The 25,733-nt window shown below is 61.6% G+C and carries 21 protein-coding genes; 7 read left to right on the top strand and 14 right to left on the bottom strand.

Annotation, left to right across the window (positions count from 1 at the left end):
- The first annotated feature begins 1 nt into the window (after position 1).
- The 4 genes from JJJ17_RS17290 (at position 2) to JJJ17_RS17305 (ending at position 4,968) form a co-directional block, all read left to right on the top strand.
- A complete protein-coding gene (locus tag JJJ17_RS17290; protein ID WP_200688689.1) occupies positions 2-1,015 on the top strand; it encodes an alpha-ketoacid dehydrogenase subunit beta in 1,014 nt (337 codons plus the stop codon).
- Between the two features lies 1 nt (position 1,016).
- Complete coding sequence (locus tag JJJ17_RS17295; RefSeq protein ID WP_200688691.1) at positions 1,017-2,309, top strand: dihydrolipoamide acetyltransferase family protein; 1,293 nt, start codon at positions 1,017-1,019, stop codon at positions 2,307-2,309.
- Entirely contained in the window at positions 2,306-3,679 is a 1,374-nt protein-coding gene (gene lpdA, locus JJJ17_RS17300; protein WP_200688693.1) for a dihydrolipoyl dehydrogenase, read from the top strand. Before JJJ17_RS17295 ends, lpdA begins: the two co-directional genes overlap by 4 nt.
- 206 nt (positions 3,680-3,885) lie before the next feature.
- Positions 3,886-4,968 carry a branched-chain amino acid aminotransferase gene (locus tag JJJ17_RS17305; protein ID WP_200688695.1) on the top strand — a complete coding sequence of 361 codons (1,083 nt, stop codon included), beginning with the start codon at positions 3,886-3,888 and terminating at the stop codon, positions 4,966-4,968.
- Positions 4,969-5,133: 165 nt separating this feature from the next.
- Here the strand turns inward: JJJ17_RS17305 and JJJ17_RS17310 are convergent, their stop codons facing one another.
- From JJJ17_RS17310 to JJJ17_RS17365, 12 genes are all read right to left on the bottom strand, one after another.
- The gene (locus tag JJJ17_RS17310) at positions 5,134-6,192 is read right to left on the bottom strand and encodes a Gfo/Idh/MocA family protein (RefSeq protein ID WP_200688697.1); all 1,059 of its coding nucleotides are present in this window, start codon (positions 6,190-6,192) and stop codon (positions 5,134-5,136) included.
- On the bottom strand, positions 6,189-6,974 hold the full coding sequence (locus JJJ17_RS17315; protein ID WP_200688699.1) for a ThuA domain-containing protein: 786 nt from the start codon (positions 6,972-6,974) through the stop codon (positions 6,189-6,191). The genes JJJ17_RS17310 and JJJ17_RS17315 overlap by 4 nt, the downstream gene beginning before the upstream one ends.
- A gap of 82 nt (positions 6,975-7,056) precedes the next feature.
- On the bottom strand, positions 7,057-8,064 hold the full coding sequence (locus JJJ17_RS17320) for an ABC transporter ATP-binding protein (protein ID WP_200688701.1): 1,008 nt from the start codon (positions 8,062-8,064) through the stop codon (positions 7,057-7,059).
- A 4-nt stretch (positions 8,065-8,068) separates the two neighbouring features.
- Entirely contained in the window at positions 8,069-8,899 is an 831-nt protein-coding gene (locus tag JJJ17_RS17325) for a carbohydrate ABC transporter permease (RefSeq protein ID WP_200688703.1), read from the bottom strand.
- Complete coding sequence (locus JJJ17_RS17330; RefSeq protein ID WP_200688705.1) at positions 8,899-9,858, bottom strand: carbohydrate ABC transporter permease; 960 nt, start codon at positions 9,856-9,858, stop codon at positions 8,899-8,901. The genes JJJ17_RS17325 and JJJ17_RS17330 overlap by 1 nt, the downstream gene beginning before the upstream one ends.
- Before the next feature lie 90 nt (positions 9,859-9,948).
- The gene (locus tag JJJ17_RS17335) at positions 9,949-11,217 is read right to left on the bottom strand and encodes an ABC transporter substrate-binding protein (protein WP_200688707.1); all 1,269 of its coding nucleotides are present in this window, start codon (positions 11,215-11,217) and stop codon (positions 9,949-9,951) included.
- Between the two features lie 160 nt (positions 11,218-11,377).
- The gene (locus JJJ17_RS17340; RefSeq protein ID WP_200688710.1) at positions 11,378-12,541 is read right to left on the bottom strand and encodes a substrate-binding domain-containing protein; all 1,164 of its coding nucleotides are present in this window, start codon (positions 12,539-12,541) and stop codon (positions 11,378-11,380) included.
- Positions 12,542-12,570: 29 nt separating this feature from the next.
- Positions 12,571-13,092: a hypothetical protein gene (locus JJJ17_RS17345; RefSeq protein WP_200688712.1), complete on the bottom strand. Its 522-nt coding sequence runs from the start codon at positions 13,090-13,092 to the stop codon at positions 12,571-12,573.
- Between the two features lie 169 nt (positions 13,093-13,261).
- Positions 13,262-14,053, bottom strand: a complete 792-nt coding sequence (locus tag JJJ17_RS17350; RefSeq protein ID WP_200688714.1) for a hypothetical protein — start codon at positions 14,051-14,053, stop codon at positions 13,262-13,264.
- The gene (locus tag JJJ17_RS17355) at positions 14,050-18,726 is read right to left on the bottom strand and encodes an RHS repeat-associated core domain-containing protein (protein WP_200688716.1); all 4,677 of its coding nucleotides are present in this window, start codon (positions 18,724-18,726) and stop codon (positions 14,050-14,052) included. Before JJJ17_RS17355 ends, JJJ17_RS17350 begins: the two co-directional genes overlap by 4 nt.
- 1 nt (position 18,727) lies before the next feature.
- Entirely contained in the window at positions 18,728-19,150 is a 423-nt protein-coding gene (locus JJJ17_RS17360) for a DcrB-related protein (protein WP_200688718.1), read from the bottom strand.
- Complete coding sequence (locus JJJ17_RS17365) at positions 19,150-21,129, bottom strand: type VI secretion system Vgr family protein (RefSeq protein ID WP_200688722.1); 1,980 nt, start codon at positions 21,127-21,129, stop codon at positions 19,150-19,152. Before JJJ17_RS17365 ends, JJJ17_RS17360 begins: the two co-directional genes overlap by 1 nt.
- A gap of 253 nt (positions 21,130-21,382) precedes the next feature.
- Between JJJ17_RS17365 and JJJ17_RS17370 the strand changes: the two genes are divergently transcribed.
- From JJJ17_RS17370 to JJJ17_RS17380, 3 genes are all read left to right on the top strand, one after another.
- Positions 21,383-22,378 carry a P1 family peptidase gene (locus JJJ17_RS17370; protein ID WP_200688723.1) on the top strand — a complete coding sequence of 332 codons (996 nt, stop codon included), beginning with the start codon at positions 21,383-21,385 and terminating at the stop codon, positions 22,376-22,378.
- Positions 22,379-22,615: 237 nt separating this feature from the next.
- The gene (locus JJJ17_RS17375) at positions 22,616-24,088 is read left to right on the top strand and encodes an NAD-dependent succinate-semialdehyde dehydrogenase (protein WP_200688724.1); all 1,473 of its coding nucleotides are present in this window, start codon (positions 22,616-22,618) and stop codon (positions 24,086-24,088) included.
- A gap of 119 nt (positions 24,089-24,207) precedes the next feature.
- Positions 24,208-24,462, top strand: a complete 255-nt coding sequence (locus JJJ17_RS17380) for a GlsB/YeaQ/YmgE family stress response membrane protein (protein WP_200688726.1) — start codon at positions 24,208-24,210, stop codon at positions 24,460-24,462.
- A gap of 66 nt (positions 24,463-24,528) precedes the next feature.
- Here JJJ17_RS17380 and JJJ17_RS17385 read toward each other — a convergent pair whose 3' ends face one another.
- A complete protein-coding gene (locus tag JJJ17_RS17385; RefSeq protein WP_200688728.1) occupies positions 24,529-24,900 on the bottom strand; it encodes a putative signal transducing protein in 372 nt (123 codons plus the stop codon).
- A complete protein-coding gene (locus JJJ17_RS17390) occupies positions 24,897-25,646 on the bottom strand; it encodes a DUF1013 domain-containing protein (RefSeq protein WP_200688730.1) in 750 nt (249 codons plus the stop codon). Before JJJ17_RS17390 ends, JJJ17_RS17385 begins: the two co-directional genes overlap by 4 nt.
- Between the last annotated feature and the right edge of the window lie 87 nt (positions 25,647-25,733).

Here is a 25,733-nt window from a genome sequence, read left to right on the forward strand (position 1 = left end):
GATGGCACGCATGACCATGATCGAGGCGCTGCGCAGCGCCATGGATGTGAAGCTGTCGGACGATCCCGGCGTCATCGTGTTCGGCGAGGATGTCGGTTATTTCGGCGGCGTCTTTCGCTGCACGGCGGGGCTTCAGGCGAAATATGGCGAGGAACGGGTCTTCGACACCCCGATCAACGAAAGCGCCATCGTCGGGCTGGCCATCGGCATGGCCGCCCACGGCATGCGCCCCTGCGTCGAGATCCAGTTCGCCGATTACGTCTATCCCGCCTACGACCAGATCACCCAAGAGGCCGCCCGGCTGCGCCACCGCTCGAACCAGCAGTTTACCTGCCCGATGGTGGTCCGCATGCCGACGGGTGGCGGCATCTTCGGCGGCCAGACCCACAGCCAAAGCCCCGAGGCGCTGTTCACCCACGTGGCCGGGCTGAAAGTGGTGATCCCGTCCACCCCCTATGACGCCAAGGGCCTGCTGATCGCCGCCATTGAAGACCCCGATCCGGTGATCTTCCTTGAACCGAAGCGCATCTATAACGGCCCCTTCTATGGCGATCACGCGGGCAAATCGGTGCCGTGGTCGGCCCATCCGGCGGGCGAGGTGCCCGAGGATCACTATATCGTGCCGCTGGGCCGCGCGGCGATCCGGCGCGAGGGTGCTGATCTGACGATCCTCGCCTATGGCACCATGGTCTATGTGGCTGAACGCGCGGTCGAACAGGCCGGGATTGATGCCGAGATCATCGATCTGCGCACGCTTTTGCCGCTGGATTTGGCGACGATCGTGGCCTCGGTCGAAAAGACCGGGCGCTGCGTCGTGCTGCATGAAGCGACCCGGACCAGCGGTTTCGGGGCCGAGTTGATCGCCGAGGTGCAGCAGGCCTGTTTCTGGCATCTGCGCGCGCCGCTGCTGCGGGTGACCGGCTGGGATGCGCCTTATCCGCATGCGCAGGAATGGGACTATTTCCCCAGTGTGTCGCGCGTGGTCGCGGCGCTGGCAAAGGTGATGGAGGACTGACATGGGCATCAGCAGCATCAAGGTTCCCGATGTCGGCGAAGGCGTGGCCGAGGTCGAACTGGTTGAATGGCATGTCAAACCCGGCGACAGTGTGCGCGAAGACGATGTGCTGGCCGCCGTGATGACCGATAAGGCAACGGTGGAAATCCCCAGCTTGTTCGACGGCACCATCGTTTCGCTGGGCGCAGAGATCGGTGAGACGGTCGCGGTCGGCTCGGTCCTGCTGACCATTGAACATGCGGGCGACGGGAACGCGACCGAGGAAGCGGCCCCCTCGAAACCCGCGGAGACGCCGCCCGCCGAAGATACGCCCGCCCCCAAGCCTGTCGAAGCGCCGGCCAAGCCGGCACCGCTGCCGAACCCCGCCGCCGATCCGGCGATTTTCGGGACGGCGCAGGCACCTCGTCCCGAGGGGCAGGTGCCGCTGGCCTCACCCTCGGTTCGGGCGCGGGCGCGCGATGCTGGGATCGATCTGCGCCGCGTTGCTGGCACCGGCCCCGCCGGGCGGATCACCCATGCCGATCTGGATCAGGTTTTCGCGGCTGGTCCCGGTCAGACCGCCACCCCGGCCCGTGGCCGTGCCGAGCGGCAGGGCGAGGAAGCGATCAAGATCATCGGCCTGCGCCGCAAGATCGCCGACCGCATGGCGCTGGCCAATACCCGCATCCCGCATATCACCGTGATCGAGGAAATCGACGTGACCGCGCTGGAGGATCTGCGCGCCGCGATGAATGCGAAGCGCGGCGACCGGCCGAAGCTGACCGTGCTGCCCTTTATCAGCGCCGCCTTGTGCCGGGCGCTGCTGGACCACCCGGAAATGAACGCGCGCTTCGATGACGACGCGGGCATCGTCACCCGCCATGCGCCGGTGCATCTGGGTATCGCCACCATGACCGATGGCGGGTTGATGGTCCCGGTCCTGCGTCATGCCGAGGCGAAAGGCCCCTTTGCGACCGCGTCCGAGATCGCCCGTCTGGCCGAGGCTGCCCGCAGCGGCAAGGCCAGCCGGGAAGAGCTGAGCGGCTCGACCATCACCATCACCTCGCTTGGACCTTTGGGCGCATTGGCGACGACGCCGATCATCAACCACCCCGAGGTGGCGATCCTTGGCGTGAACAAGATGGCGGTCCGCCCGATGTGGGATGGCAGCCAGTTCGTGCCGCGCAAGATGATGAATATCTCGGCCAGTTTTGACCATCGGGTGATCGACGGCTGGGACGCGGCCAGCTTTGTCAGCGTGTTGAAAAACCTGCTTGAAAACCCCGCGATGATCTTCATGGAGCCGGAAGCATGAGACAGGAAACATGCGATGTGCTTATCATCGGCGCCGGTCCGGGTGGCTATGTCTGCGCCATTCGCTGCGGGCAATTGGGGCTGAATACGGTTGTGGTCGAGGCAAAGGCACCGGGCGGCACCTGTCTGAACGTGGGCTGCATCCCTTCAAAGGCGCTGATCCACGCGGCGGATCGTTTTCACGAGGCGGCGGAGCTTTCGGGCGATAATGTGCTGGGCATTACCACGGCGGCACCCGCCATCGATCTTGGCCGCACGGTGGCATGGAAAGACGGCATCGTCGCCCGCCTGACCGGCGGCGTGGCCGGTTTGATGAAAAAGGCCAAGGTGCGGGCGGTTCAGGGCCACGCACAGATCGTCGATGGCAAGACCGTCACGGTCGAGACCGAAGACGGCCCGATCCGTATCGCGACCAAGAATCTGGTGATCGCCACCGGCTCGGCCCCGCAGGACATCGCGGCGCTGCCCTTTGGCGGCGACATCCTGTCCTCGACCGAGGCTTTGTCGTTGGCGCAGGTGCCACAGCGGCTGGCCGTGGTCGGTGGCGGCTATATCGGGCTGGAGATCGGGACGGCGATGGCCAAGCTGGGCGCCGATGTCACCGTGGTCGAGGCCGCCCCGCGCATTCTGCCGCAATATGACGCCGATCTGACCCGGCCGGTGGCGAAGCGGCTGGAAGCGCTTGGCATCCGGGTGCTGACCAACGCCAAGGCGGGTGGCTTTGCAGATGGCAATCTGGCGGTCGAGACCGCCGATGGCGTGCAGCAGATCGCGGCAGACAAGGTGCTGGTGACGGTCGGGCGCAAGCCGGTTACGCAGGGGTTTGGCCTTGAGGGGCTGATGCTGGACATGGCCGGACGGTATATCGCGGTGAACGACCGCTGCCAGACCTCGATGCAGGGTGTCTATGCGATCGGCGATGTGACCGGCGATCCGATGCTGGCCCATCGGGCGATGGCGCAGGGCGCGATGGTGGCAGAGGTTTTGGCGGGCAAACCGGCGTCCTGGGACAAACGCGCGATCCCGGCGGTTTGCTTCACCGACCCTGAGATCGTGACGGTGGGCCTGTTGCCCGCGGACGCTCCGGGGGCGAAAGTGGCGCAGTTTCCCTTTGCCGGGAATGGCCGCTCGCTGACGCTGGAACGCGACGATGGCTTTGTGCGGTTCGTCAGCGATGCGAATAGCGGCCTGATCCTTGGCATTCAGGCGGTTGGCGCGGGCGTGTCGGAAATGGCCGGGCAATTCGCGCAATCGCTGGAGATGGCGGCGACGTTGACCGATATCGCCGACACGATTCACGCCCATCCGACGCTGGGCGAGACGGTGCAGGAAGCCGCGATGAAGGCCTTGGGCCGGGCGCTGCATGGGTGAAGCGGCAATGCCGGTTCAACAGGTTTTGACCAGATGGCCTGCCTTGGGCTATCGAAATGGATGAATGACAAGGTGGCGGAGCGCCGCCAGCCGGGCTAGAGGATATTCCCAAGGCAAGGCGGTTTCGGGTCTGGTCAATCGCTTGCGGCAGGTGTCAACATTGCGCGGGCAAGCCGACCGGAATTGGGGATGAGAAAGGGTATCAGATGACGGTAAACATAACGCTGAGTGCAAATCCGGTGGCAGAGGCCGAGCGCGAGAAGCTGCTGCAATCGCCGATCTTCGGCACGATCTTCACCGATCACATGATTACCGCGACCTGGACCCGTGACGGCGGCTGGCAGCAGCCCGAACTGGGCCCGCGCAAGCCGTTTCAGATGAACCCCGAAAACGCCGCCTTTCACTATGGCCAGCAATTGTTCGAGGGGATGAAGGCCTATCGCGGCGCCGATGGCAGCATCCGGCTGTTCCGCCCGGCGGAAAACGCCGCGCGGATGAACCGTTCCGCGCGCCGGATGGCGATGCCGGAAGTGCCACCCGAGCTGTTTCTGGACTCGGTCCGCACGCTGGTCAGCGTCGAGCGCGGCTGGATCCCGGCCGAGGGCAGTCTTTATCTGCGCCCCTTCATGTTCGCCGATGAAAGCTTCCTTGGCGTCCGCCCTGCCAATCGCTGCACCTTCTGCGTGATCGCCTCGCCCGCCGCCGATTACTTCCGCGCCGGGGCAAAGGGTCTGACCGTCTGGGTCGAGAATGAAACCAGCCGCGCCGCCCCCGGCGGCACCGGCGCTGCCAAATGCGGCGGCAATTATGCAGGCAGCCTGATGGCGCAAAGCCGCGCCTCCAGCGAGGGATGCGATCAGGTGCTGTTCCTCAGCGCCTGCGGAAACCGCCAGATCGAAGAGCTTGGCGGCATGAACATCTTCTTCGTGCGCAAGGATGGCCGTGTGCAAACCCCGCCTTTGGGCACCATCCTGCCGGGGATCACCCGCGCCTCGGTGATCGAACTGCTAAAGGCTGACGGGATCACCGTGGAAGAGGTGCCCTATACCTTCGACGCGCTGCAAGCAGATGTCGAAGCGGGCGAGATCAGCGAAGTTTTCGTCTGCGGCACCGCTGCCATCATCGCCAGCGTTTCCCGCCTGAAGCATAGCGACGGCGAGCTGGAGATCGGCCAGCCCGGCGAAACCGCCCGCCGCCTGCGCACCACCCTGCAAGGCATCTATACCGGCGACATCGCAGGCCCTGATGGCTGGAGCGTGATTGTCGAACCCGAGGCGGTTCTTGGATGATCAAGGACCGCGCGGTGACCTGATCGCAGTCGCCCGCTGGTCCTGACAAAGACGCCCTGCCATTGGCGGGGCGTTTTTTTATGTTCCGGGGCGCGGTATGGGCTGTCGGGTTTGAAAACGGCTGTGAAAAATCCGGCGACACCGTGAAAAGTGCCGCCGGGCTTGTCAGACGGCGAGGCTCAGGCCGCCCTGCAGGGCAGAAGCCTCGGCCCGGTCAAGCAGGCGTTGCAGGGATGCGCCGCGGGCGAAGTCGGGCTCGGCCGGACCTTTGCCCTGAATCGCGTCAATGAAGCGCTGATAGATCGGCACGACCGGCGGGCATTCGATGTCGCGCCATTCCGCTGTTTGCAGATCAGGGGCAAGGCAGGCGCGCAACCGGCTTTCCTGCTTCTCGAAGCTGACCTCCAGCCCGCCCTTGTCGCCATAGATCCGCAGGCGCAGATCGTTCAGATGGCCGCTGGCGAAACGGGTCGCAGCCACGGTGCCCAGCGTCCCGTTATCCAGCAGAAGTTGCATCGTCGCGGCGTCATTGGCGTCCAGAATATAGTCGCCAATCCGCCCGCCCGGTGCCTTTTCAAAGGTGGCAAGGCGGCACGAGACCTCGCGCGCTTCCTGTGCGGCGATGAAGGTGGCGAAGTCGAGGATATGGATGCCGACATCGCCCAGCACGCCCTTTGATCCATGTGCGCTGGACAGCCGCCAGAGCCATTGGCTTTCGGTGCGCCAGTCGCCCCAAGCGGGCTGCGTCAGCCAGCTTTGCAGATACGAGGCCTCGAAATGCCGGACGGTGCCGATCTCGCCTGCGCGGACCATGCGGGCGGCCTGCTGCAGCGCCGGAACGTTGCGATAGGACAGGTTGACCATATTCACCACGCCAGCCCGCTGCGCCGCCGCTGCCATATCCTCGGCATCGGCGGCCTTGGTTGCCAGCGGCTTTTCGCACAGCACATGCTTGCCCGCCGCCAGCAAAGGCATGGTGGTGGGGTAATGCGCCGCGTCGGGGGTGACATTGGTTACGGCGTCGAACTGACCCCAGAGGATCGCCTCGTCCAGCGTGGCGAAGCTGTTCGGGATCTCGAAGGTCTTGCAGAAGGTCGCAAGCTGTTCGGGCCGTGTATCGACCCCGGCGACGATGCTGACGCCGGGGATGACCGAGAAACCCTTGGCATGGTGCTGCGCCATGCCGCCGGTGCCGAGGATCAATAAGCGGACAGGCTTCATCATCGGAATCCTTCTTCGCCGTCGTGATGCAGTTTCGGGCCGCGTTCCTCGATCTGCTCCAACGCTTGCTCGACGGGAACGTTCGGGGCGACATTCGGATCGGTCAGGCGCGGGGCGGGGTTGTAGGCCCATTTTGCCGCGTTCAGCAGAACCCGCTGCACATTCTCGTTGTGATAGGTCGGATAGGTTTCGTGGCCGGGGCGGAAGTAGAACAGATTGCCCGCGCCACGCTTGTAGGTCAGACCCGAGCGGAATGCCTCGCCCCCCGAAAACCAGCTAAGGAACACGGTTTCCAGCGGTTCGGGCACGCCGAAGGGTTCGCCATACATTTCCTCGTTCTCAAGCTCGAAATGATCGGGCAGGCCCGCCGCAATCGGGTGGTTGCGCGAGGTCAACCACAGCCGCTCACGCTCGCCCGCCTCGCGCCAGGTCAGGTTGCAGGGTGAGCCCATCAGCCGCTTGAAGGGCTTCGAGAAATGCGCCGAATGCAGGAAGACCATGCCCATGCCCGCCCAGACGGCGTTGCAGACGCGGTCCACGACGGCATCTGACACTTCGCCATGCGCGCAATGGCCCCACCAGAAGAGGACATCGGTCTGCGCCAGCTTTTCCTCGGTCAGGCCATGATCGGGTTCCTGAAGGGTGGCGGTGGTCGCGGTGATCGCCGGATCGGTGTTCAGCGCCTCGGCGATGGCACCGTGAATCCCCTCGGGATAGACCGAGGCGACGATCTTGTTTTCCTGTTCGTGAACGTTCTCGTTCCAGACAGTGACGCGGATAGTCATGGCAAGAGCCTTTCAATGCCCCGCAGGAATATCCTGCGGGGGGTGTTGAGCGCCCCGGTGACGGGGCGCGATGTGGAGGTGATCAGCGCAGCGGTCGGTCGTCCGCTCCGAAGCGATGCAGATGTTGAGGTTGGGGTTGCAGCGAAACCTTGCTGCCCTGAGGAATGGCCAGCTTGCCGGGCTGGCGAACGATCAGCGGCTCGTCGGCACCGATTTCGACGAAGAGGTAGTTGTCCGAGCCCAGATCCTCGGCATGGACGACCTCGCCGGACCAGTCGCCGGTGCCTTCGGGAACGATGTCGATATGTTCGGGTCGCGCGCCCAACGTGGCGCAACCCTTGTCCTCGGCGAACTTCCCCTTGAGGAAGTTCATCTTCGGACTGCCGATGAACCCCGCCACGAAGACCGAATTCGGGCTTTCGTAAAGCTCTGCCGGGGTGCCAAGCTGTTCAAGACGGCCATCGCGCAAGACCGCGATCCGGTCGGCAAGTGTCATCGCCTCGACCTGATCGTGAGTCACGTAGATCATGGTCACATCGCTCATCGTTTCGTGCAGCTTGGCGATCTCAAGCCGGGTTGCCACGCGCAAGGCGGCGTCGAGGTTCGACAGCGGTTCATCGAACAGGAACACCCGTGGGTCGCGCACGATGGCGCGGCCGATGGCGACACGCTGACGCTGACCGCCCGAAAGCTGACGGGGCAGGCGGTCCAGCAGATGTTCGATCTGCAGCATCCGCGCGGCATCGCGGACGCGCTTGTCGATGGCCGCCTTGTCCTGCTTGGCCAGCTTCATCCCGAAGGCCATGTTGTCATAGACCTTCATATGCGGATAAAGCGCGTAGCTTTGGAACACCATGGCGATGCCACGGTCCGAGGGAACAAGGTTGTTCACCCGCTGATCGTCGAACAGCATGTCGCCGGTCGTGATCTCTTCCAGCCCCGAAATCAGACGCAGAAGCGTGGACTTACCGCAGCCCGAAGGGCCGACGAAGACCATGAACTCGCCCTTCTTGATGTCGAGGTCGATGCCCTTGATGACCTCTACTGCGCCATAGGACTTGGTGACGTTTTTCAACTCGATCTTGGCCATGGGTTCAGCCTTTCACTCCGCCAGCGGTCAGGCCCGCGACGATCTTGCGTTGGAAAATGAGGACGAGAACGATCAGCGGCACCGTCACGATGACCGAGGCTGCCATGATCGGACCCCACGGGATTTCTTGCTGCGAGGCACCCGACAACAGCGCGATGGCCACGGGAACGGTGCGCATCGATTCCGAGCTGGTGAAGGTCAGCGCGAAGAGAAACTCGTTCCACGCCCCGATGAAGGCCAGAAGCCCGGTCGTCACCAGCGCCGGCCACAGAAGCGGCAGGAACACCTTCGTCACGATCACCCAGGGCGTTGCCCCATCGACGATGGCGGCTTCCTCGATCTCGACCGGAAGGTCGCGCATGAAGGTGGTCAGCACCCAGACCGTAAAGGGCAGGGTGAAGATCGTGTAGGACAGGATCATCGCCCAAGGGGTGTTGAAGATGCCAAGAAAGCGGACCAGTTCGAAGAGACCGGCCAGAACCGCGATCTGCGGGAACATCGACACCGCGAGGATGGTCATCAGTAACAGCCCGCGCCCCCGGAAGGACACCCGCGACAGCGCATAGGCGGCGGTGACCGCCAGAAACAGCGCGAATGCCACGGTGCAGCCGGCGATGAAGACCGAATTGACGATCGAGCGGACGAAGTTCCGGTTGCCCATCACCGTTTCGTAGTTCACCCAGTTGAAGGATTTGGGCCAGTAGTTCACTTGGAACAGCGCGGTGCCGCTGGAGAAGCTGGTGACGATGGCGTAGTAGAACGGGAAGACCGCAAAGACCACGATCACCGCGACCAGCGCGTAGAAGCCGATAGTCTTGATCAGAGGATGTGACATCAGCGACGCTCCCCTCCAAGATCGACGCGGCCCAGCCAGATATACAGGCTGACGAACACGGCGATGATTGCGAACAGCAGGGTCGATTGCGCGGCCCCATAGGCGAACTTGTCGAAGTCGATCATGTTCTCGCGACTGATCACCGACATGGTTTTCGTGGCCGCCGAATTTGGCGTCAGCACATAGACCAGATCAAAGATGCGCAGCGCGTCCAGCATGCGGAAGATCACCGCGACCATGACTGCCGGTTTGATCAGCGGCAGCGTGACCCGGAAGAACACCTTGACCGGGTGGATACCGTCGATGCGCGCGGCCTCGTAAATATCACGCGGGACCATTTGCAATCCGGCAAGGATCAGCAGCGCCATGAAGGGCGTGGTCTTCCAGATATCGACGATCAGCACCGCGGTCATTGCCGTTTCCGGCGTGGCGGTCCAGGCGATGCGGTGGCTGATCAGCCCAAGGTTCAGCAAAATGTCGTTCAGGATGCCGAACTGGTCATTGAGCATCCAGCTCCACATTTTCGCGGAAACGATGGTCGGGATGGCCCATGGGATCAGGATGGCGGCGCGGACGAGGCTGCGGCCCTTGAATTCGGCATTCATCACCAGCGCGACGATCAGGCCGAAGATGGTCTCGAAAAAGACCGAGACGAACGAGAAGCGGACCGTATTCCAGACCGCGTTCCACCAGGCCGGATCAACCAGCGTGCCGCGATAGACGACACGTCCCGAGGATAGCTCTCTGGTCTGCAGATAGTTGTCGAAGCCGATCCATTCGGCATCGTAAAGATTGGATAAAGTCGCGTCGGTGAACGAAAACCAGATGGTGCGCAGAAGCGGCCATGCGGCGACGAAGAACAGCGCGATCAGCATCGGGGCGAGGAACCAGAAGGCCGCCCTTTGCCGACGCTGCTTCAGGCTGGGACCGGATGCGCGGCCCAGAGTTTGGTCGGTCATTGCAATAATCTCCTCATCATGGCCCGTGGGCCGATGGCGGAGGGGCGCCGTCAGCGCCCGCCCCTGCGGCAGAGAAGTAAGCCGGACTGATTACCAGTCAGAACCCTTGATATCGTCGAGATCAAGCTCGAGGATTTCCAGATTCTCGGCTGCGGTGCCATTGCCCGAAAGCGTATTGTGCACAGCGGACCAGAATTTCGCGGAAACCTCGTTATACTTGCCCTTGACCGGGGCGGAGGGGCGCGGAACCGCCTGCTCGAAGACTTCCTTCCAGCGCGGGATCAGCGGCACCTTTTCCGCGATTTCGGCATCCTCGTAGAGCGCCGGGATCGTCGGCAGGTTGCCGTTCATAAGCGCGCCGGCCTTTTGGCCTTCGACGCTGGCAAGGAACAGCGCGAGGCTGATCGCAGCCTCTTGTTTGGTCGAATAGCGCGACACGGCAACGTTCCAACCGCCCAGCGTCGCAGCAGAGCTATCACCGCCCGTCGGCAGCGGAGCCACGTCAAACTTGCCCTTCACCGCGCTGTCATCGCCCTCGGAAAGTGCATAGGCATAGGGCCAGTTGCGCATGAAGACCGCGTTTCCGGTCTGCCAGACGCCACGGGCTTCCTCTTCCTGATAGGACAGGACGCCGCCGGGGCTGATCGTGCCGATCCAGCCTTGCGCCGTTTCCAGCGCCTTCACCGCGTTTTCGTTGTTGATCGAGATGGTGCCGTCAGCCTCGACGATCTGACCGCCGCCGAAGGATTTCACCCATTCCAGCGCGTTGCAGGTCAGCCCTTCATAGGCGTTGCCCTGCCAGACATAGCCCCAAAGATCGCGCGACCCTTCGGCCCGCTCGGCGTCCTGGACTTCTTGCGCGGTCTGCGTCAGCTCTTCCCAGGTGGTGGGGACTTCCTTGCCGTATTTCTCCAGCAGGTCGCTGCGATAATAAAGCGCCGGGGCATCGGTAAAGAGCGGCAGGGCGACAAGCTTACCGTCCACGCTTTGGCTTTCGATGACAGACGGGAAGTGCTGCGGGATCAGGTCGCCTGCGGCCTCTGACAAATCGACGAAATGGTCTGCAAGCTGCGGCGCCCAGATCACATCGGTCTGATAGAGGTCGATGTCGGACGTTCCAGCCGCCAGCCACAGTCGGTATTGCGCGAATTGGTCCGAGGTCGAGGATGGCATCGGGACGATGGTGACCGTGTTGCCGGTCGCCTCTTCCCATGGTTTCACGATGACTTTGAAGTTTTCCAGCGCATTACCGACTGCGCCGCTGACATAGAACAATTCTTCGGCCCAGGCTGCGGGCGCGCTGGTGATCGCCATCACCGCAAGCGCAGACAGACCTGTCCTGATGGATTTGATTCTCATTGATTTTCTCCCCCTTGTTGTCCACGACATCGTGACCGTGCCGCGCCCCTCCTGCAACGAACGAATGTTTTGAAAAGTTAATAAAAGCATCCGAAACGTTTCGGAACTGTTAGCGGAAACGGTCCCCTCGATCAATGATTCGTTTTGTAACGATACAGGCTTATCTGCGCGGTGCAGCAGTGGAATGGCGCAAAATGATCTGGTGACTGCCGATACGCTGCACGTCAGCCAGATCTGCGCCCGCAATCGCATCTGCCAGACAGTCCGCGAGCGGTTTCCAGCTTTCGCTGAGCGGAGCATCGCTGACGCTGAGCGCGGGAAAGAAGGCGGCAGTCTGAATTTGTGAAAGATGGTCGTCATGGGCAAGGACGGACACGTCTTGGGGGATCGACAGGCCCAACACGTTCAGCGCCTGATAGACCCCTTTTGCGATCCGGACACTGCCACAAATGACCGCAGTGGGTGTCGGCCCGTCCGCGGCAAAAAGCTCGACCGATGACACAAGACCAAGCGCCTCGGTCATCTCACCATTGCGGATGATTTCCTGCTCTGGTCCAATGCCAGCATCGCGCAGGGCACGCTGATATCCGCGCAGCCGCGCCCCGACATAGGTGCGCCAGGAAAGGCCGTTCAGAAAAGCGATGCGGCGATGACCAAGCGCGGTCAGGTGTTGTGTCAGATCGTAGAAAATACCTTCATTATCAATGTCGAAATAGGCATGGTCCGGATCTGTCCCAATGCGGCCATGGACCACGAAAGGCACGCCCTCGCGGGCAAGGTAGCTGGCACGGCAATCATTTTCATCGGGGTGCATCAGGACAAAGCCGTCCAGTGCTCCGTTGCCGATCAGCCGTTTATAAACCGGAATGATCGCCTGCTCGGACTCGCGCGTGACGTGCAGCACGAACTGCATATCCCGGTCCGAAAACTGCGTCGAAAGCCCGGCGACCCCCTCCATGAAAACACCATCGCTGGCCAGATCGGGCATCAGAGGAACGACCAGCCCGACCATCCCCGAACGGCCCGACACCAGTTTCCGCGCCGAGAGATTGGGGCTGTAATGTAGTGACCGCGCGACAGCCTTGACCTTGTCGCGGGTGGCTTCGTTCACGTCGGAATGGTTGTTCAACGCACGGCTGACCTGAGTCACGGAAAGGCCCGATGCCTTGGCGACGTCCTTGAGTGTTGCCATGGGTCTAGCTTCCCGCCTCTCGCGAACCGAAACGATTTGGATAGTGTGTATCGTAATCGGATGCGTCGTGAAAGCGTTGATGCATTCGGTGAGAATGGCGCACAAAGATCGCTTCGCCTCGGGCGAATGCACGGGTTCTCTGGCGGCTTGTCTAGATTGGGTCAGTACAGAATAATGGCCGAATCCGCTGTGTCATATCCGCAGAGTATGTGCCCGTGTTGATAGACCTTAAGCAGATCTTGGCAGGGTAGCGGATCGATCAAGCCATATTTTTTCTGCGCGAAAAGCTCTTGCGCTAAAGATATTATTACAAATTCTAAGGTCTGCACCGCATATGGCGGCTGAAAGCCCACAGCTTCATTCTCGAAGCCGGGAATCTCAATGCCGCTTAGCTTTTCCTCGCAGATCGGCTTTACCAGTTTTGCGATTTCGTTCATCTCGCGGCTGAACTGAGCGCGCAGTTCTGGATCATCAAATTCGGCCTCGGGCCGCAAGTAGAGCAGGAAATCTGACAACTCGTCCGCTTCCTGAAGATGCTCCGCTTTCGCGGCGGTCTCTGCCCAAATCGGTGCGACGAAGCTTTGCAGATTCAGCTCTGGTTGGCCTTCTCCGACATTGCGGCCGACCTCTGAACGAACCAAATGCTCGATCGTTTTCCTTACTTCTTCTACAACTATTTGCATGGTCCGTTGTTCTGAGACTTCAATGAGGGATAGCTTTATCCTCTCATAGGATCTTCTAGAAAATTGATTCTAAAAGGAATCCTGGGATCGCCATGACGGCATTGGAATCCTCGCTTTTAGAGGCGCCCAGATCTTCGAGGATGTCACGGCGGAGAAGTTATATCAGACCTCAGTATCCGCCGCTTTCCTGAGATGCATGCTGTGACCAAATTTCCGCCATACGCCGGAAAAGAGGGTCTGCAGAGGGGGCCCTGCTCAACTCAGTGATAGCTAGAGCCGCGTCGGCGAAGGACCAACCCGTTCCGTTAATAGTCAACCAAGCCTTGGCGAATTCGGATTGGGCCATGAAGTGGTCGAAAGCTGCTGCCTTATCAGAGACGGGATCAAGCCAGAGGGCCTCGGCAGCAGGCGGTAAGTCCTCGAACTCGAAGAACGCCTGTCGGTCCGCATCGTATTGTCCTGCGAAAGGAAATTCGCCGGAATAGTCGCCGTCCTGCGATGCGATGCGGGGCGTGCGGTTAGAAAACGCAGGCAGGGCCGCATATGCTGAGAGGTCATCGCCGGAAAGGTCCGTAAAGGCATCGATCTCATCCAGATTTTCGACATCCAGATCCGCGGCGAAGGCCCGAACTTCGTCGTCGATACCATCGCGGTGAACAATAAGCCGGGCGACCATAAGTTGGGTAAGCTGATCTTCAGTGCGGGCGATTTCTTCGGTTCGGTAATCATCGCTGACGCTGACTTCGACAAAGCTTGGCGTTCTGGGAAGAAACCAGTGTTTCCATAGCCCAACATAAAGCGGCAGTGAGCCGTCCGACACAATCGGGATGAGCGCTGGCGGAAAGCCATACCACTCTGGTGGCGCTTCATAACCTCCGAACAATGCCTGCATCGGTGCAGCAGAGATATTTGCCGCGCGGGCAAAGCCGAGGTCAGACAGAAGAGCTTGGTATTCGTTCATTTGCATGTGGGCCGGGGAGGCAAGGGCGTGGAATGATCGGGGATGTTTATACGGTGCTCATCCGCGATCGGGCCAGCCCAAGGCTTCGAAGGGTTCGATGTGGTCGCTTGGTGAATTTGCTGATGCACAGCGCGCGACGGAGTCGGGACAAGATGACGTGGATCTACGATCTGAGTCGGGTAGCTGCCTTTGTTGTAGTTCCAGTGGTGTGTCTGTGCGATGGTGTAGCCAGCATTACGGGCGCTTGACAGGAAACGATCATTTACCGATTTGAAGGCGGCTTCCAGTTGCTTGGTCGTAGGCGTCTTGCCTTGGTCATATAGTTCCAGCAGTCGTGTATAGCCATTGCTTTTCTTGGCTGCCGCCGCATCTTTCATTGCGTCGATCCACAGCCGATGCAAAACGGGGTCGTCGGTAATGGTGCCTAGTCCGAAATCACCGGGCGTAATCGGTGCCAATCCCAACGGATCAACCCACCCATTCGGGTCCGCCACATATCCCTGTGGCCTGACCCCACCCGCCAAGCCTATCGGGTCAGGCGAAAGGTATTGCGTCGCCTCTGGGTCATAGTAGCGGAAGCGGTTGTAATAGAGGCCGGTTTCCGCATCTTCCCACTGGCCCTGGAACCGGATCGGACAGTCGGCAGGCGCTTCGTTGTCATTGGCCGGACGCGGCAGGCGCAGTTCGGCGATATCACCCCAAAGGCCCAGTTCGGAACGCCAGGCGACCTCGGTGCCGTCCTCGGAAAACAGCTCTCGCGGGGTGCCAAGGTGGTCGGTGACGACGTAATGCAGAACCTCGCCGTCGATCTGGGCCAGCGGACGGAAGCTGCCCGGCTCGTAAACCCAGTGGCGGGCGCTGTCCCATGCCACTTCGCCATTGGCGGTCATCGGAGCCTCGGCGATCAGGCGGTCGCCTTCCCATTGATAGGCGTAACCCTGACTGCCAGAGGCGCGGGCGATGCGGCGACCAAGGGGGTCATAGGTGTAGCGCCAGACGGTGCCGTCGGGGGTTGTCACAGCCGACAACTGATCCTGCCCGTCCCAATCCATATGCCAGACGCGGGGCCGGAAGCCCGGCTCCTCGACGCGCTTTTCGATCACGCGGCCGCAATCGTCGTGGCGATAGCTGACGGTGCCGCGCCGCTTGATGCGGCCAGCATTGCTTTCGACCGGGACGGTGCGGCCAGCCTCGATCACCGCCGCGATGTTGCGGGCGGGGTCGTATTCGAAATGTGACAGCGCCGATTGCCCGTCCGGCGTATCGCGGCGGGTGGTCGTCACCTGCCCGCGCTGGTCATAGTCGAACCGAACCAGCCCCATCACCCGGTCGTTCACCGAGATGGCGCGGCCAAGTTTGTCCCAGTCATAGCTGCGATGCGCCCGTGCGCCGATCCGCGTCGCCATTTCCACCGGGATACTATGGCCCAACCCGCCGCGCCGCGCTTCTTCCGGCAGGCGTGCCAGCGGACCGGCCATCTGCTCGGACAACTGGCCCATAATGGTGTGGCCCTGCGCCAGTGCAAAGCCGGTGGGCGAGGACCGCAACTGCTCTAGCCCGCGAGGATCATGATGGAAGGCCAACGGGGCGTGATCGCCGATCCCCAGTTCAGTTGGCAGTCCCGCGCGGGTCCAGCCCGCCGTCAGGTGCAGAACATCGCCAGACCGGGCGATCCGCTGACCGGCAACGGAATATTCCGAGGTGATCTCGCGCCCATTCAGTCGTTCAGCCACAACGCGGCCAAGGGCATCGTAGTCATATTCGACAACCGCCGCGCCATTTTCGACCCGGATCATCATGCCGCTTGGGTCATAGGTGAAGCGTGTCTCGGCCTCGCCCTCGATCCGCTGGCTGAGCAGCAGACCGGACGGGGAATAGGTGAAATCGGTGCGGGTGCCGTTGGTCGCGATCTTCTGGATGACGCGACCGACGGCGTCATGGTTGTAGCGCGTTACCCGGCCAGAATAGTCACGTTCGGCGGTCAGGTTGCCTACCGCGTCATAGGCGTATTCATACCGCTCGCCCAATTCGTTCACGACGGCTGAAAGGCGCAGGTGCGGGTCATGCTCCAGCCGCAGCCGGTGGCCTTTGGCATCGACGGTCTCGACCGGCAGGTCGAAGGCGCCGAAGCGGAAATGCCGGCTGGTGCCGTTCGGATCGGTGATTGTGCGAAGCTGGCCTTCGATGTCCCAGGAGAGGGTCGAGATGGCGCCATCGGGCGTTTCCAGCATGCGCAGCGCGCCGCGCGGGTTCTCGGCACCGCGTGTCATATCATATCGGGTCGTTGCGCCGATTTCGTCGGTGTACCAGCGCAGGCGGCCCTCGGTATCGTAGCCCATCAGGGTCTCGTTCCCGTCAGGGTCGCGACGGCGCGAGGGGCGCAGAAGCGGGTCGTAGTAGATACGCTCCTGAACGCCGCCGGGCAGATCGATCCGCAGCAATTCACCCTTCAGGCCAAGGCCCATTGTGGTCACCCTGCCAAGCGCATCGGTCAGCCCGACCAGATTGCCGCGTTCGTCATGGCGGAATTCGGTGCGGTTGCCCATCGCATCGGTGCTGGCGAGCAACTGACCGCTGGCATCATGATCGAAAGAGATCACGACCCCTTCGGCATTCTTGTGCCGGGTCAGATTGCCGAATGCGTCATAGGTGAACTCGCTCCGGTTCCCAAGCGGATCGACACGGGCGGTGACATGCAGCGCGCGGTCCCATTCGGTCAGCCAGACATGGCCCAGCGGATCGGTGAGCCGCCAGACAAGACCATCCTCATCCCAATCGAATGCCGTCGCTTCGCCCTGTGCCGAGGTATAGACGGTGCGCTTGCGGCGCAGGTCATAATCGATCTGACCCGACATATGGCCGCTATCGGTCCAGGTCCGGACGATGCGGCCATGTTCGCCATATTCGTAGTGGACATGGGTATCCTTGGCATCGTGCCAGGCGGTGATACGACCCTCGGCGTCGTGATCATAACGCATGGTCCCGGTCTGCGAGGATTGCACCTCTTTCAGCCGACCATCGCGCGTGTAATCCCATGAAAAGACGCATTCATCCGCATCCGCCGCCTGCAATGCGGCGTGGCGGATCAGACCTCTTTCGCTGTGAACCTGAAGGGCGAAGCCATCGGAATGTTCGACACGGTGCAGTCCGCCATCATCATAAAGGAAGGTGATCCGGTTGCCGTTGCGATCCTCGATCCGGGACAGACGGCGAAGCGCGCCACCCTCGTCTGCGAAGACATAGAACAGCCGTGCGGGCCGGTCATAGAGGAACAGATCGGCAGATCGGCGACCCAGCAGCTCCAGATGCGGGAAGCGCAGGTTGTGGCTGACGACCTCGTCCTGCGGGGCGTGGAAGGTGATCTGGCTGCCTTCCGGGCTTTGGAAGGTGACGGTTTCGCCGTCGATCCGCAGATGCTGGGCCCAGGTGCCGGACCAGCCGCGCCCCTGCGATCCGCCCGCCGTGACCGAGTGGCAGCGGTCAAGCCGCAGCGGGATGGTGCCGGGGATAAAGATGTCGGTGCGCAGATCGACGAATTGCCCGGTTGCCACATCGATAGGGTCGCCACAGGTCGAGCGGCAACTGTTCGGCAGATCGCCGCCGCGATTGGTCGCGGGGTCACCGCCGCGCGGACGTCGCCCACCTATCGGCAGCCAGTCCAGAACGATCAGCCCCAGATCCGTGATGCGCTCGGCCCAGCCCCGATCAATTGGCAAAGCAATCGCGCTGGTGTCGATATCGATGGCGATATTCGTGAGACCATCATTGATGGTGCCGTTACAGGTGGTTTTGTGCCCGATACGCGCAATCGGCAGATTATTCGCGAATACGGTCTCCGCACCTTCGGCAACGAAGGATTCCGCGTGATCGTCGCAATCCACCAAATCGGAAACGCGGGCGACGCTTTTATTGTTGAACTTGACGTTGGCGGAGCCTTTTTTGATGACTCCCTTGTTCGATCCATACTGACCCGCGGCCGAGGCGAAGCCGAACCCGATGCCGCCGACCAAACCTGCCGACGCGCCCGCAACGAAGGCAACGACCAACACCGAAGCAGCGCCCGCCGTCGCCACCACCAAAGCCGCAACCGCAACCGCCGCAACCGCGCCCAGCACCATCGCGCCCAAAGACCATCCGGTTTCCGCATGCGCGATAGGATGGCCGACAGTCGCGGGCATTTCGCCATCTTCGGCGATACGCTCAAAGCCCATCGCGTCCATTGCCCAGTGGCCGAAACCCTCACCGATCCCAAAGCCGATCTGGGCATAGACCAGCCCGGCCGCGGTCGCGACAGCAACAGGCAGCGCAGCGGCAGCGGCAGCTCCGGCAAGCGCCATCCCGGTCGCGCCGGCCGCCGATGCGGTGATTGCACCGCCAACGCCCGCTGCCGCAATCGGACCATAGGTTGCCAGGGCCTGAACCGGGCCAGAGTTATATGAATCGATGATCCCATCGACAAAATGCGCCCCTGCACCGGGATCGCTTTGCGTAGCGGCATTTCCCAAGGCTTGCTGCTGATACTCGCTCAGCCCTTCGGGAAATGTGCTGGTGCCCCCGCCCGTTGGATTGCCAACCGGGCCGGTGCCAGGATTGTTTATCCAGTTCTGGTTGCCGAAAGTTGGCTGAGCGCTATACGCGCCCGAGGTCATGCCTGCCAGCATCCCCCCGGACATTTCAAGCCCTCGCCTGATTCATGTCGAGCGTCGATACGATGCGCCGCATCTCGGCCTTTTGGTTGTCGCTCATCTTGCCGGTGGTAGAGGCCGTCAAGATCAGGGCGCGCTGACCCATCTGAACCGTGGTGATGATCTGATGGATCGGCCCCTGCTTCGCGACCCATGTGCTTTCGATTTCGTAAGCCGCGGCGCCGTTGATCTGCAGCTCACGCCGGTCGATCACCTCGAAGTTCTTCAGGGCCTTGGCGGCCTGCGCCTCTTGGTCTTTTACATATTCGACGAAATCCATGCCCCATGGCACATCGTCGCGGGTGATCGTCAAAGATGCACCGCTGCCCGCCATGCTCGATGCGACGACGTTGATCGTGCGGTCGTGCCAGGTCGGTGGCAGATCGATAAAACCTTCATTGATGCGATACATCAGCCAGCCGAATCCTTGTTAAGATGGATCATTCCCGCCACCTGATCCAGAACCCCTTCGGCCAGCGTCACGCGCGTGCCGTTGAATTCAAGAACGATGCCTTCTTTTGTCAGTGAGATTTTCGACCCGCCTACCGTCAGCGTGATGCTATCGCCGCCTACAATATCGATTTTCTTTGAATCGTGAACCATCGTCTCGGTCGATGTATGCTGCATGTGGATATCCGAATGCAGCGATACGTTTTCCTTCGCGGTCATGCCGATGTCATTGTCCGCGTTATACGAAATGACCCCCGGCCCGCCCTTTCCCGCCAGTGCGCTTTCGACGATTTTGTTCGCCTGCACGCCGCGCGTCAGCGCCACCGTCTCGGACAGATTGCCGCTGGCAACAGCTTTGGTTTCGTCGCCGGTCTGCACGGTGATGCTGCGATTGCCAGCTTCAACCATGGTGGACTCGTTGTCCTTGATGACCCGTTCCATGTCCTTCTGCGCGTGCAGAAAGACCTTTTCGGCGCCGTTCGCATCTTCGAAGCTCAGCTCGTTGAAGCCGCCGCCTTCGTGGGTCTTGGTTTTGAAACCGCTTTTCGTCTTGCTGGCAGGCAAGCCATAGATATTGCCGTTCGAGCCGTTGACGACGCAGCCGGTGACAATGGGCTTGTCGGGGCTGCCATCGATGAAATCGACCACGACCTCCATGCCGATCCGCGGGATGACGACGCCGCCCAGCCCGTTCCCGGCCCAGTTCTGCGCGACCCGGCAACGCATCGATTTCGCGCCTTCCAGATCCCAGTGGAAGCGGACCAGAATCCGGCCGAATTCGTCGCAGTCGATCTCGCCATCGCCGACGACCACGGCGGTCTGCGGCCCTTCGACCACCGGCACCGGCGTCCGCTTGGGCGAGGTCATCGGCGCGGTGTCGGGCATCAACGTATAGCTGCCGCTGAAGCTGTAACCATCGCTTGAGGCGCTGCCAGAGCCATAGGCTTCCGACACGAAGTGATAGTTGGCCGAGAGGCACAGGAATTTTTCGCCGGTGCCGGGGACCGGGTCGCCGGTCAGTTCGACGATCTTGCCCGCGCCCAGCGACAGCACGTCACCCACCGCGCGGTTGCGACGGTCACTGCCGCGCTCTTGGTTCATCCGCGCGCGGGCCACGACCTTGCCCCCGGCCTCGTCCAGATAGTCGCCGGGATATTCGTAGCTTTCCAACTGCCCGAACGCATGCGCGGCATCGCCCAGACGACTGACCTCCATCGCCGCGGTCGGCGATTTGAAGTTGTAGTCGATCAGCCGCACCGCGCCCGTCGTCAGGTTCCGTTCGGGCGACCAGTCCCAGAAATGCTCGCCCTCGGCCTGATGATGGCCGTCGAAATTCTTGTAGGGGCGCGCGCCGATCGATTCGTGGGCCAGCACATCATCGGTCAAAACCATCGTATGGCTGCCGGACTGATGGCGGAAATGGAAGCTGATCCCGTGCCGCTCCATCTGGCGGCGCACGAAATCCAGATCGCTTTCGCGGAACTGGACGGTGTATTCCAGCACCGGATAGCTTTCCGACACCTTCACCTCAAGCGCAGGATCGCCCAGCGAGGAATATTCGGACAGCACCTGTTCGATGATCTGCACAACGGTTTTGTTGTGGAAAATCTTCTGATTGCGCCGCCGCGCTGCAAGCCAAGGCCATGGCCGCAGCACTAGGTCATAACGATGACCATTCTCACCCACGCCCGCCCAGCGGGTCTGCGTGACGATCCCGTCAAAGACACGGCTGCCTTCGCGGCCATCGATATGAACGGTGGCATGGGTGCCGATGAGCTGGTCGAAATCCACGTCTCCGGTCGGCGCAAGCGCCTCGACGCGATATTCGAACAGATCGTTCATGTGGTCGGCGCCGTCGAAGCGCAACAGGACCAGTGCATCAGGCCCAAGTGCCGTCGTCAGGCGGCCCAGCCGTTCGGACTGGCTGAAAGGAGCATTCATCGGGTAGTCCCCGTATCAACAGATAGATCCAAATCGCCCACACGATTGCAAAAAAGGAATGACAGAACCAGCCCAACATGGCCTGATCGGCGGATTTCCACGCTTTCGCGACGACATATGTTTCTATGATGAAGCGGACGACGCGAAACCGCAGCAAATCACGCGCGGCACATCGGTGATCTGGGCCTGGCTGCGATTGCCTCAGCTTGCCTGATTCGCTACCTCTGACCTTTCTGACGAAAGGAAAATGCGGATGCAGCCCGGCCCTCGCAATCTGATCACCGATATCGACGGATTTCTGGTCGGCAATGCCGATGATGCGGCGCTGCGTTCGGGGGTTACGGTGCTGACCTCTGATCGCCCCTTTGCCGCCGCTGTGCATGTGATGGGCGGTGCGCCCGGCACTCGCGATACCGATCTTCTGGCGCCCGACAAGCTGGTGGCGCAGGTTGATGCGCTGGTTCTGTCCGGTGGCTCGGCCTTTGGTTTGGCGGCCTGTGACGGGGTGATGCAGGCACTTGCCGATGCCGGGCGCGGCTTTGCCATCGGCACGGCCAAAGTGCCCATTGCGCCCGGCGCGATTGTTTTCGATCTGCTGAACGGTGGCGATAAGGCGTGGAGCCAGAATCCTTATCCCGCGCTTGGACGCCGTGCCTGGAACGCGGCTTCGGTCGATTTCGGCATTGGCACGGTTGGTGCGGGCTATGGTGCGATGACCGGATGGCTGAAGGGTGGTCTTGGCTCTGCCTCGACGGTTTTGTCGAACGGGATCACCGTGGCTGCTTTGGCGGTGGTCAACGCGCTAGGCTCGGCCACGGTCGGCGACAGCGCCCATTTCTGGGCGGCTCCGTGGGAATTGGGCGATGAGTTCGGCGGGCTTGGTCAGGGTGGCCACTTTGACCCGACCCATGAGCCCCAGCCGATGAAGCGTATGGGAGAGGCGACCACAATCGCCATTGTCGCGACTGATGCTGCACTGGACAAAGCGGCGCTGCAACGTCTGGCGACGTCTGCGCATGACGGCATGGCCCGCGCGCTTGTGCCCAGCCACACGCCGCTGGACGGTGATCTGGTTTTCGCGGCCACTACCGGCAGAAAGCCGATGAACGACCCGCTGGCCGATACATATTTGTTAAGCCATGCCGCTTCGGCAACCTTGGCGCGTGCGATTGCAAGGGGTGTTCATGCCGCGACGCCGATGCCGGGGGATCTTCAGCCAAGCTGGCGGGATATTCGTAACGGGTTGTGAGCCAACAAGAAAAGGGCGGGGCCACCCGACCCCGCCCCCAGAGAGATCGCCAAGAGGGACAGCTTAGCGATCCACCACAACGATTCTGCCGATGGTTTGGTTCAACCCGCACAAAGCGGCGTTGCCCACGCGCTTCGTCACTCGCCTGATCGTGATCTGGCGTCCGCCCGGAACCGGCTTTGACAACGGGCACGGGCCGGGTCCATCATCGCCGCAATCGTTTGAGGAGGAGACGCCATGACCAAGCATTCGACCGATCTGAAGACCCTGCTGCGCGACCCCTCGCTCTTGAAAACCCGTGCGTTCATCGCCGGGGAATGGGTCGAGGCGGGCGACGGTGCCACCTTCGACGTTCTCAACCCCGCCCGCGGCGATGTGATCGCCAAGGTCGCCGATATGGGCCGCGCTGATGCCGCAACGGCCATCGCGGCTGCGGCAGAGGCGATGAAGGACTGGGCCGCCCGCACCGCCAAGGAGCGCGCGCAGATCATGCGCAAATGGTTCGACCTGATGATGGAAAATCAGGATGATCTTGGCAAAATCCTGACCGCCGAAATGGGCAAGCCATTGCCCGAAGCGAAGGGCGAGATCGCCTATGGCGCCAGCTTTGTCGAATGGTTCGGCGAAGAGGCCAAGCGTATCTATGGCGAGACGATCCCCGGCCACCAACCCGACAAACGCCTGACCGTGATCCGCCAGCCCATCGGCGTCGTGGGCAGTATCACCCCCTGGAATTTCCCCAACGCCATGATCGCCCGCAAGGCGGCCCCCGCATTGGCCGTGGGCTGCGGCTTCGTCGCCCGCCCGGCTGCGGAAACGCCGCTCTCGGCGCTGGCAATGGCTGTTTTGGGCGAACGTGCGGGCCTGCCCAAAGGCATTCTGTCGGTCGTCACCTCGTCCCGGTCCAGCGATATCGGCAAGGAATTCTGCGAGAACCCGCTGGTCCGCAAGCTGACCTTCACCGGCTCGACCGAGGTGGGGCGCATCCTGCTGCGTCAGGCTGCCGATCAGGTGATGAAATGCTCGATGGAGCTGGGCGGCAACGCGCCCTTCATCGTCTTTGATGACGCCGATCTGGATGCGGCGGTGGAAGGGGCGATGGCCTCGAAGTTCCGCAACAACGGCCAGACCTGCGTTTGTGCCAACCGGATCTATGTGCAGGCCGCAGTCTATGACGCCTTCGCCAAGAAGCTGTCGGATGCCGTGGACAAACTGCGCGTCGGCGACGGGCTTGAGGACGGCATCACCACCGGCCCGCTGATCAACGAAGATGCGGTCGAGAAGGTTGAAGAGCATATCAAGGATGTTATCGACGGCGGCGGCGCGGTGCAGACCGGCGGTAAGCGGATCGAAGGGCTGTTCTTCCAGCCAACCGTGGTAACCGGGGTCAAGGACAGTATGAAGGTGGCGACCGAGGAAACCTTCGGCCCGCTGGCTCCGCTGTTCCGCTTTGAGACCGAGGAAGAGGTGATTGCCAAGGCCAATGACACGATCTTCGGACTGGCATCCTATTTCTACGCCCGCGACGTAGGCCGGATCACGCGGGTTCAGGAAGCGCTGGAATACGGGATCGTCGGGGTGAATACTGGCATCATCTCGACCGAGGTGGCACCGTTCGGCGGCGTGAAACAGTCTGGTCTGGGCCGCGAAGGCAGCCGCCACGGGATCGATGATTATCTGGAGATGAAATACATCTGCCTGTCGATCTGAACGGCCGACTAGGGCAGAATTTTAGCTGCGTATCGGGAACATATTGATCACGTTACGCATTACGCCTTTCGAAGGCATTGCGTGGGCGATGTCGGGAAAAGTTTCCAAAGGGGACGATCATGGAAGGTTTTGGCTGGATTATATCCATCGTTCTGGGCGCGATTGCGGGCTGGATCGCAGAGCAGCTCATGAAAAGCGAACACGGGCTGATCATGAATATCATCCTTGGTATTCTGGGCGCTCTGGTCGGTAACTGGCTGGCGCGGCTGGTGTTCGGCACCACAGCAGGTGGCGCGATTGGCCAGCTTGTCGTGGCCGTGATCGGTGCCTGTATCCTGATCTGGCTGGGCCGGTTGATCCGCAGGAAATCCTGACGGCGTCTGCCCGGACATTGATCAAAGAAGGCTCGCCATGTTCTGCATGGCGGGCCTTTTTGTTTGTCAGATTTGCTTTTCCAGAACGGGACGGCGCAGATAAAACCCGCTCATCATCGGCACGACGCTTGCCCATGCGAACAGCAAGACAAAAAGCGCCGAAAGCCACATTTTCTGCCGACTCGCCTCGTGCGGCGGCAGGGACAGCAGCAGATCAAGCGCCTCTCTTGCCTCAGCGCGCGGCACCACCAGCCGGACCCCGCCAAGCGCGATCCCCGAGGATGGCATCATGTTATGGGTTTCCGCATCCAGAAGCTGCACATGAATACCCGCGCTTTGCAGGATGGCGGCGGTCATTTGCGCCTCGTGCCAGCGATAGCCATGGCCGAGGCAGACCAGCCCGCCAGAAACAAAATCGGCGGGCCGGTCCTTGATCATCGACGGTGATCCTCGTCTTCTTCTTCGTCATCCTGATCCGGCAGGTTGAAGAAGCTGTCCGCATCCAGATCCTGCTCGACCGGCTCTTCGTCCTTGGTCAGTGAGAAATTCTCAAGCCCGGCGATCGAGCTGGGCAGGCGCGGCTCATCGCTCATCGCCAGCGAGGTTTCGGTGCTGACCAGCTTGCGACGCTCATCGTCGGTCATCACATCGCCATCGGCGCCGCGCTTCTTGGCGGCTTTCTGAACGGCGGCGTCAAGTTCGGACTGACGGCACAGGCCAAGCGCGACCGGATCGATCGGCTGAATGTTCTGGATGTTCCAGTGGGTCCGTTCGCGGATCGAGTTGATCGTCGGTTTGGTGGTGCCGACCAGCTTGGCGATCTGCGAATCCGCCAGTTCTGGGTGGAACTTCACCAGCCACAGGATCGCGGCAGGACGGTCCTGACGCTTGGACAGCGGGGTGTAACGCGGACCACGGCGCTTTTCTTCGCCATCGGCTGCGGGGTTGTGCTTCAGCTTCAGCCGATAGGACGGGCTGGCCTCGCCCTTCTTGATTTCTTCGGCGTCAAGCTGATGCGAGGCAACGGGGTCGTAACCCTTAACCCCCACCGCAACATCGCCATCGGCAATGCCCTGCACCTCCAGCTCGTGCAGACCGCAGAAGTCGCCGATCTGCTTGAAGCTGAGCGTGGTGTTATCCACCAGCCAGACGGCAGTGGCCTTCGCCATCAATGGCTTGCTCATGTCTTTCTCCTTCGCAATCTCTGTCCCGAACAGGTGGCTTCGGCCGGGAAAACGGCTTTCGGCGGGGTGCCATTCCACGTTTTCGGG

This window comes from Paracoccus caeni (genome assembly GCF_016629665.1).
Taxonomy (GTDB): Bacteria; Pseudomonadota; Alphaproteobacteria; order Rhodobacterales; family Rhodobacteraceae; genus Paracoccus; species Paracoccus caeni.

Coding starts and splice junctions, on each gene's coding strand:
- JJJ17_RS17310 (WP_200688697.1), bottom strand. CDS start 6,192: ATGATGAAGCCTGTCCGCTTATTGATCCTCGGCACCGGCGGCATGGCG.
- JJJ17_RS17345 (WP_200688712.1), bottom strand. CDS start 13,092: ATGCAAATAGTTGTAGAAGAAGTAAGGAAAACGATCGAGCATTTGGTT.
- JJJ17_RS17350 (WP_200688714.1), bottom strand. CDS start 14,053: ATGAACGAATACCAAGCTCTTCTGTCTGACCTCGGCTTTGCCCGCGCG.
- JJJ17_RS17290 (WP_200688689.1), top strand. CDS start 2: ATGGCACGCATGACCATGATCGAGGCGCTGCGCAGCGCCATGGATGTG.
- JJJ17_RS17295 (WP_200688691.1), top strand. CDS start 1,017: ATGGGCATCAGCAGCATCAAGGTTCCCGATGTCGGCGAAGGCGTGGCC.
- JJJ17_RS17330 (WP_200688705.1), bottom strand. CDS start 9,858: ATGACCGACCAAACTCTGGGCCGCGCATCCGGTCCCAGCCTGAAGCAG.
- JJJ17_RS17315 (WP_200688699.1), bottom strand. CDS start 6,974: ATGACTATCCGCGTCACTGTCTGGAACGAGAACGTTCACGAACAGGAA.
- lpdA (WP_200688693.1), top strand. CDS start 2,306: ATGAGACAGGAAACATGCGATGTGCTTATCATCGGCGCCGGTCCGGGT.
- JJJ17_RS17375 (WP_200688724.1), top strand. CDS start 22,616: ATGACCAAGCATTCGACCGATCTGAAGACCCTGCTGCGCGACCCCTCG.
- JJJ17_RS17365 (WP_200688722.1), bottom strand. CDS start 21,129: ATGAATGCTCCTTTCAGCCAGTCCGAACGGCTGGGCCGCCTGACGACG.
- JJJ17_RS17320 (WP_200688701.1), bottom strand. CDS start 8,064: ATGGCCAAGATCGAGTTGAAAAACGTCACCAAGTCCTATGGCGCAGTA.
- JJJ17_RS17380 (WP_200688726.1), top strand. CDS start 24,208: ATGGAAGGTTTTGGCTGGATTATATCCATCGTTCTGGGCGCGATTGCG.
- JJJ17_RS17325 (WP_200688703.1), bottom strand. CDS start 8,899: ATGTCACATCCTCTGATCAAGACTATCGGCTTCTACGCGCTGGTCGCG.
- JJJ17_RS17385 (WP_200688728.1), bottom strand. CDS start 24,900: ATGATCAAGGACCGGCCCGCCGATTTTGTTTCTGGCGGGCTGGTCTGC.
- JJJ17_RS17370 (WP_200688723.1), top strand. CDS start 21,383: ATGCAGCCCGGCCCTCGCAATCTGATCACCGATATCGACGGATTTCTG.
- JJJ17_RS17360 (WP_200688718.1), bottom strand. CDS start 19,150: ATGTATCGCATCAATGAAGGTTTTATCGATCTGCCACCGACCTGGCAC.
- JJJ17_RS17355 (WP_200688716.1), bottom strand. CDS start 18,726: ATGTCCGGGGGGATGCTGGCAGGCATGACCTCGGGCGCGTATAGCGCT.
- JJJ17_RS17305 (WP_200688695.1), top strand. CDS start 3,886: ATGACGGTAAACATAACGCTGAGTGCAAATCCGGTGGCAGAGGCCGAG.
- JJJ17_RS17390 (WP_200688730.1), bottom strand. CDS start 25,646: ATGAGCAAGCCATTGATGGCGAAGGCCACTGCCGTCTGGCTGGTGGAT.
- JJJ17_RS17335 (WP_200688707.1), bottom strand. CDS start 11,217: ATGAGAATCAAATCCATCAGGACAGGTCTGTCTGCGCTTGCGGTGATG.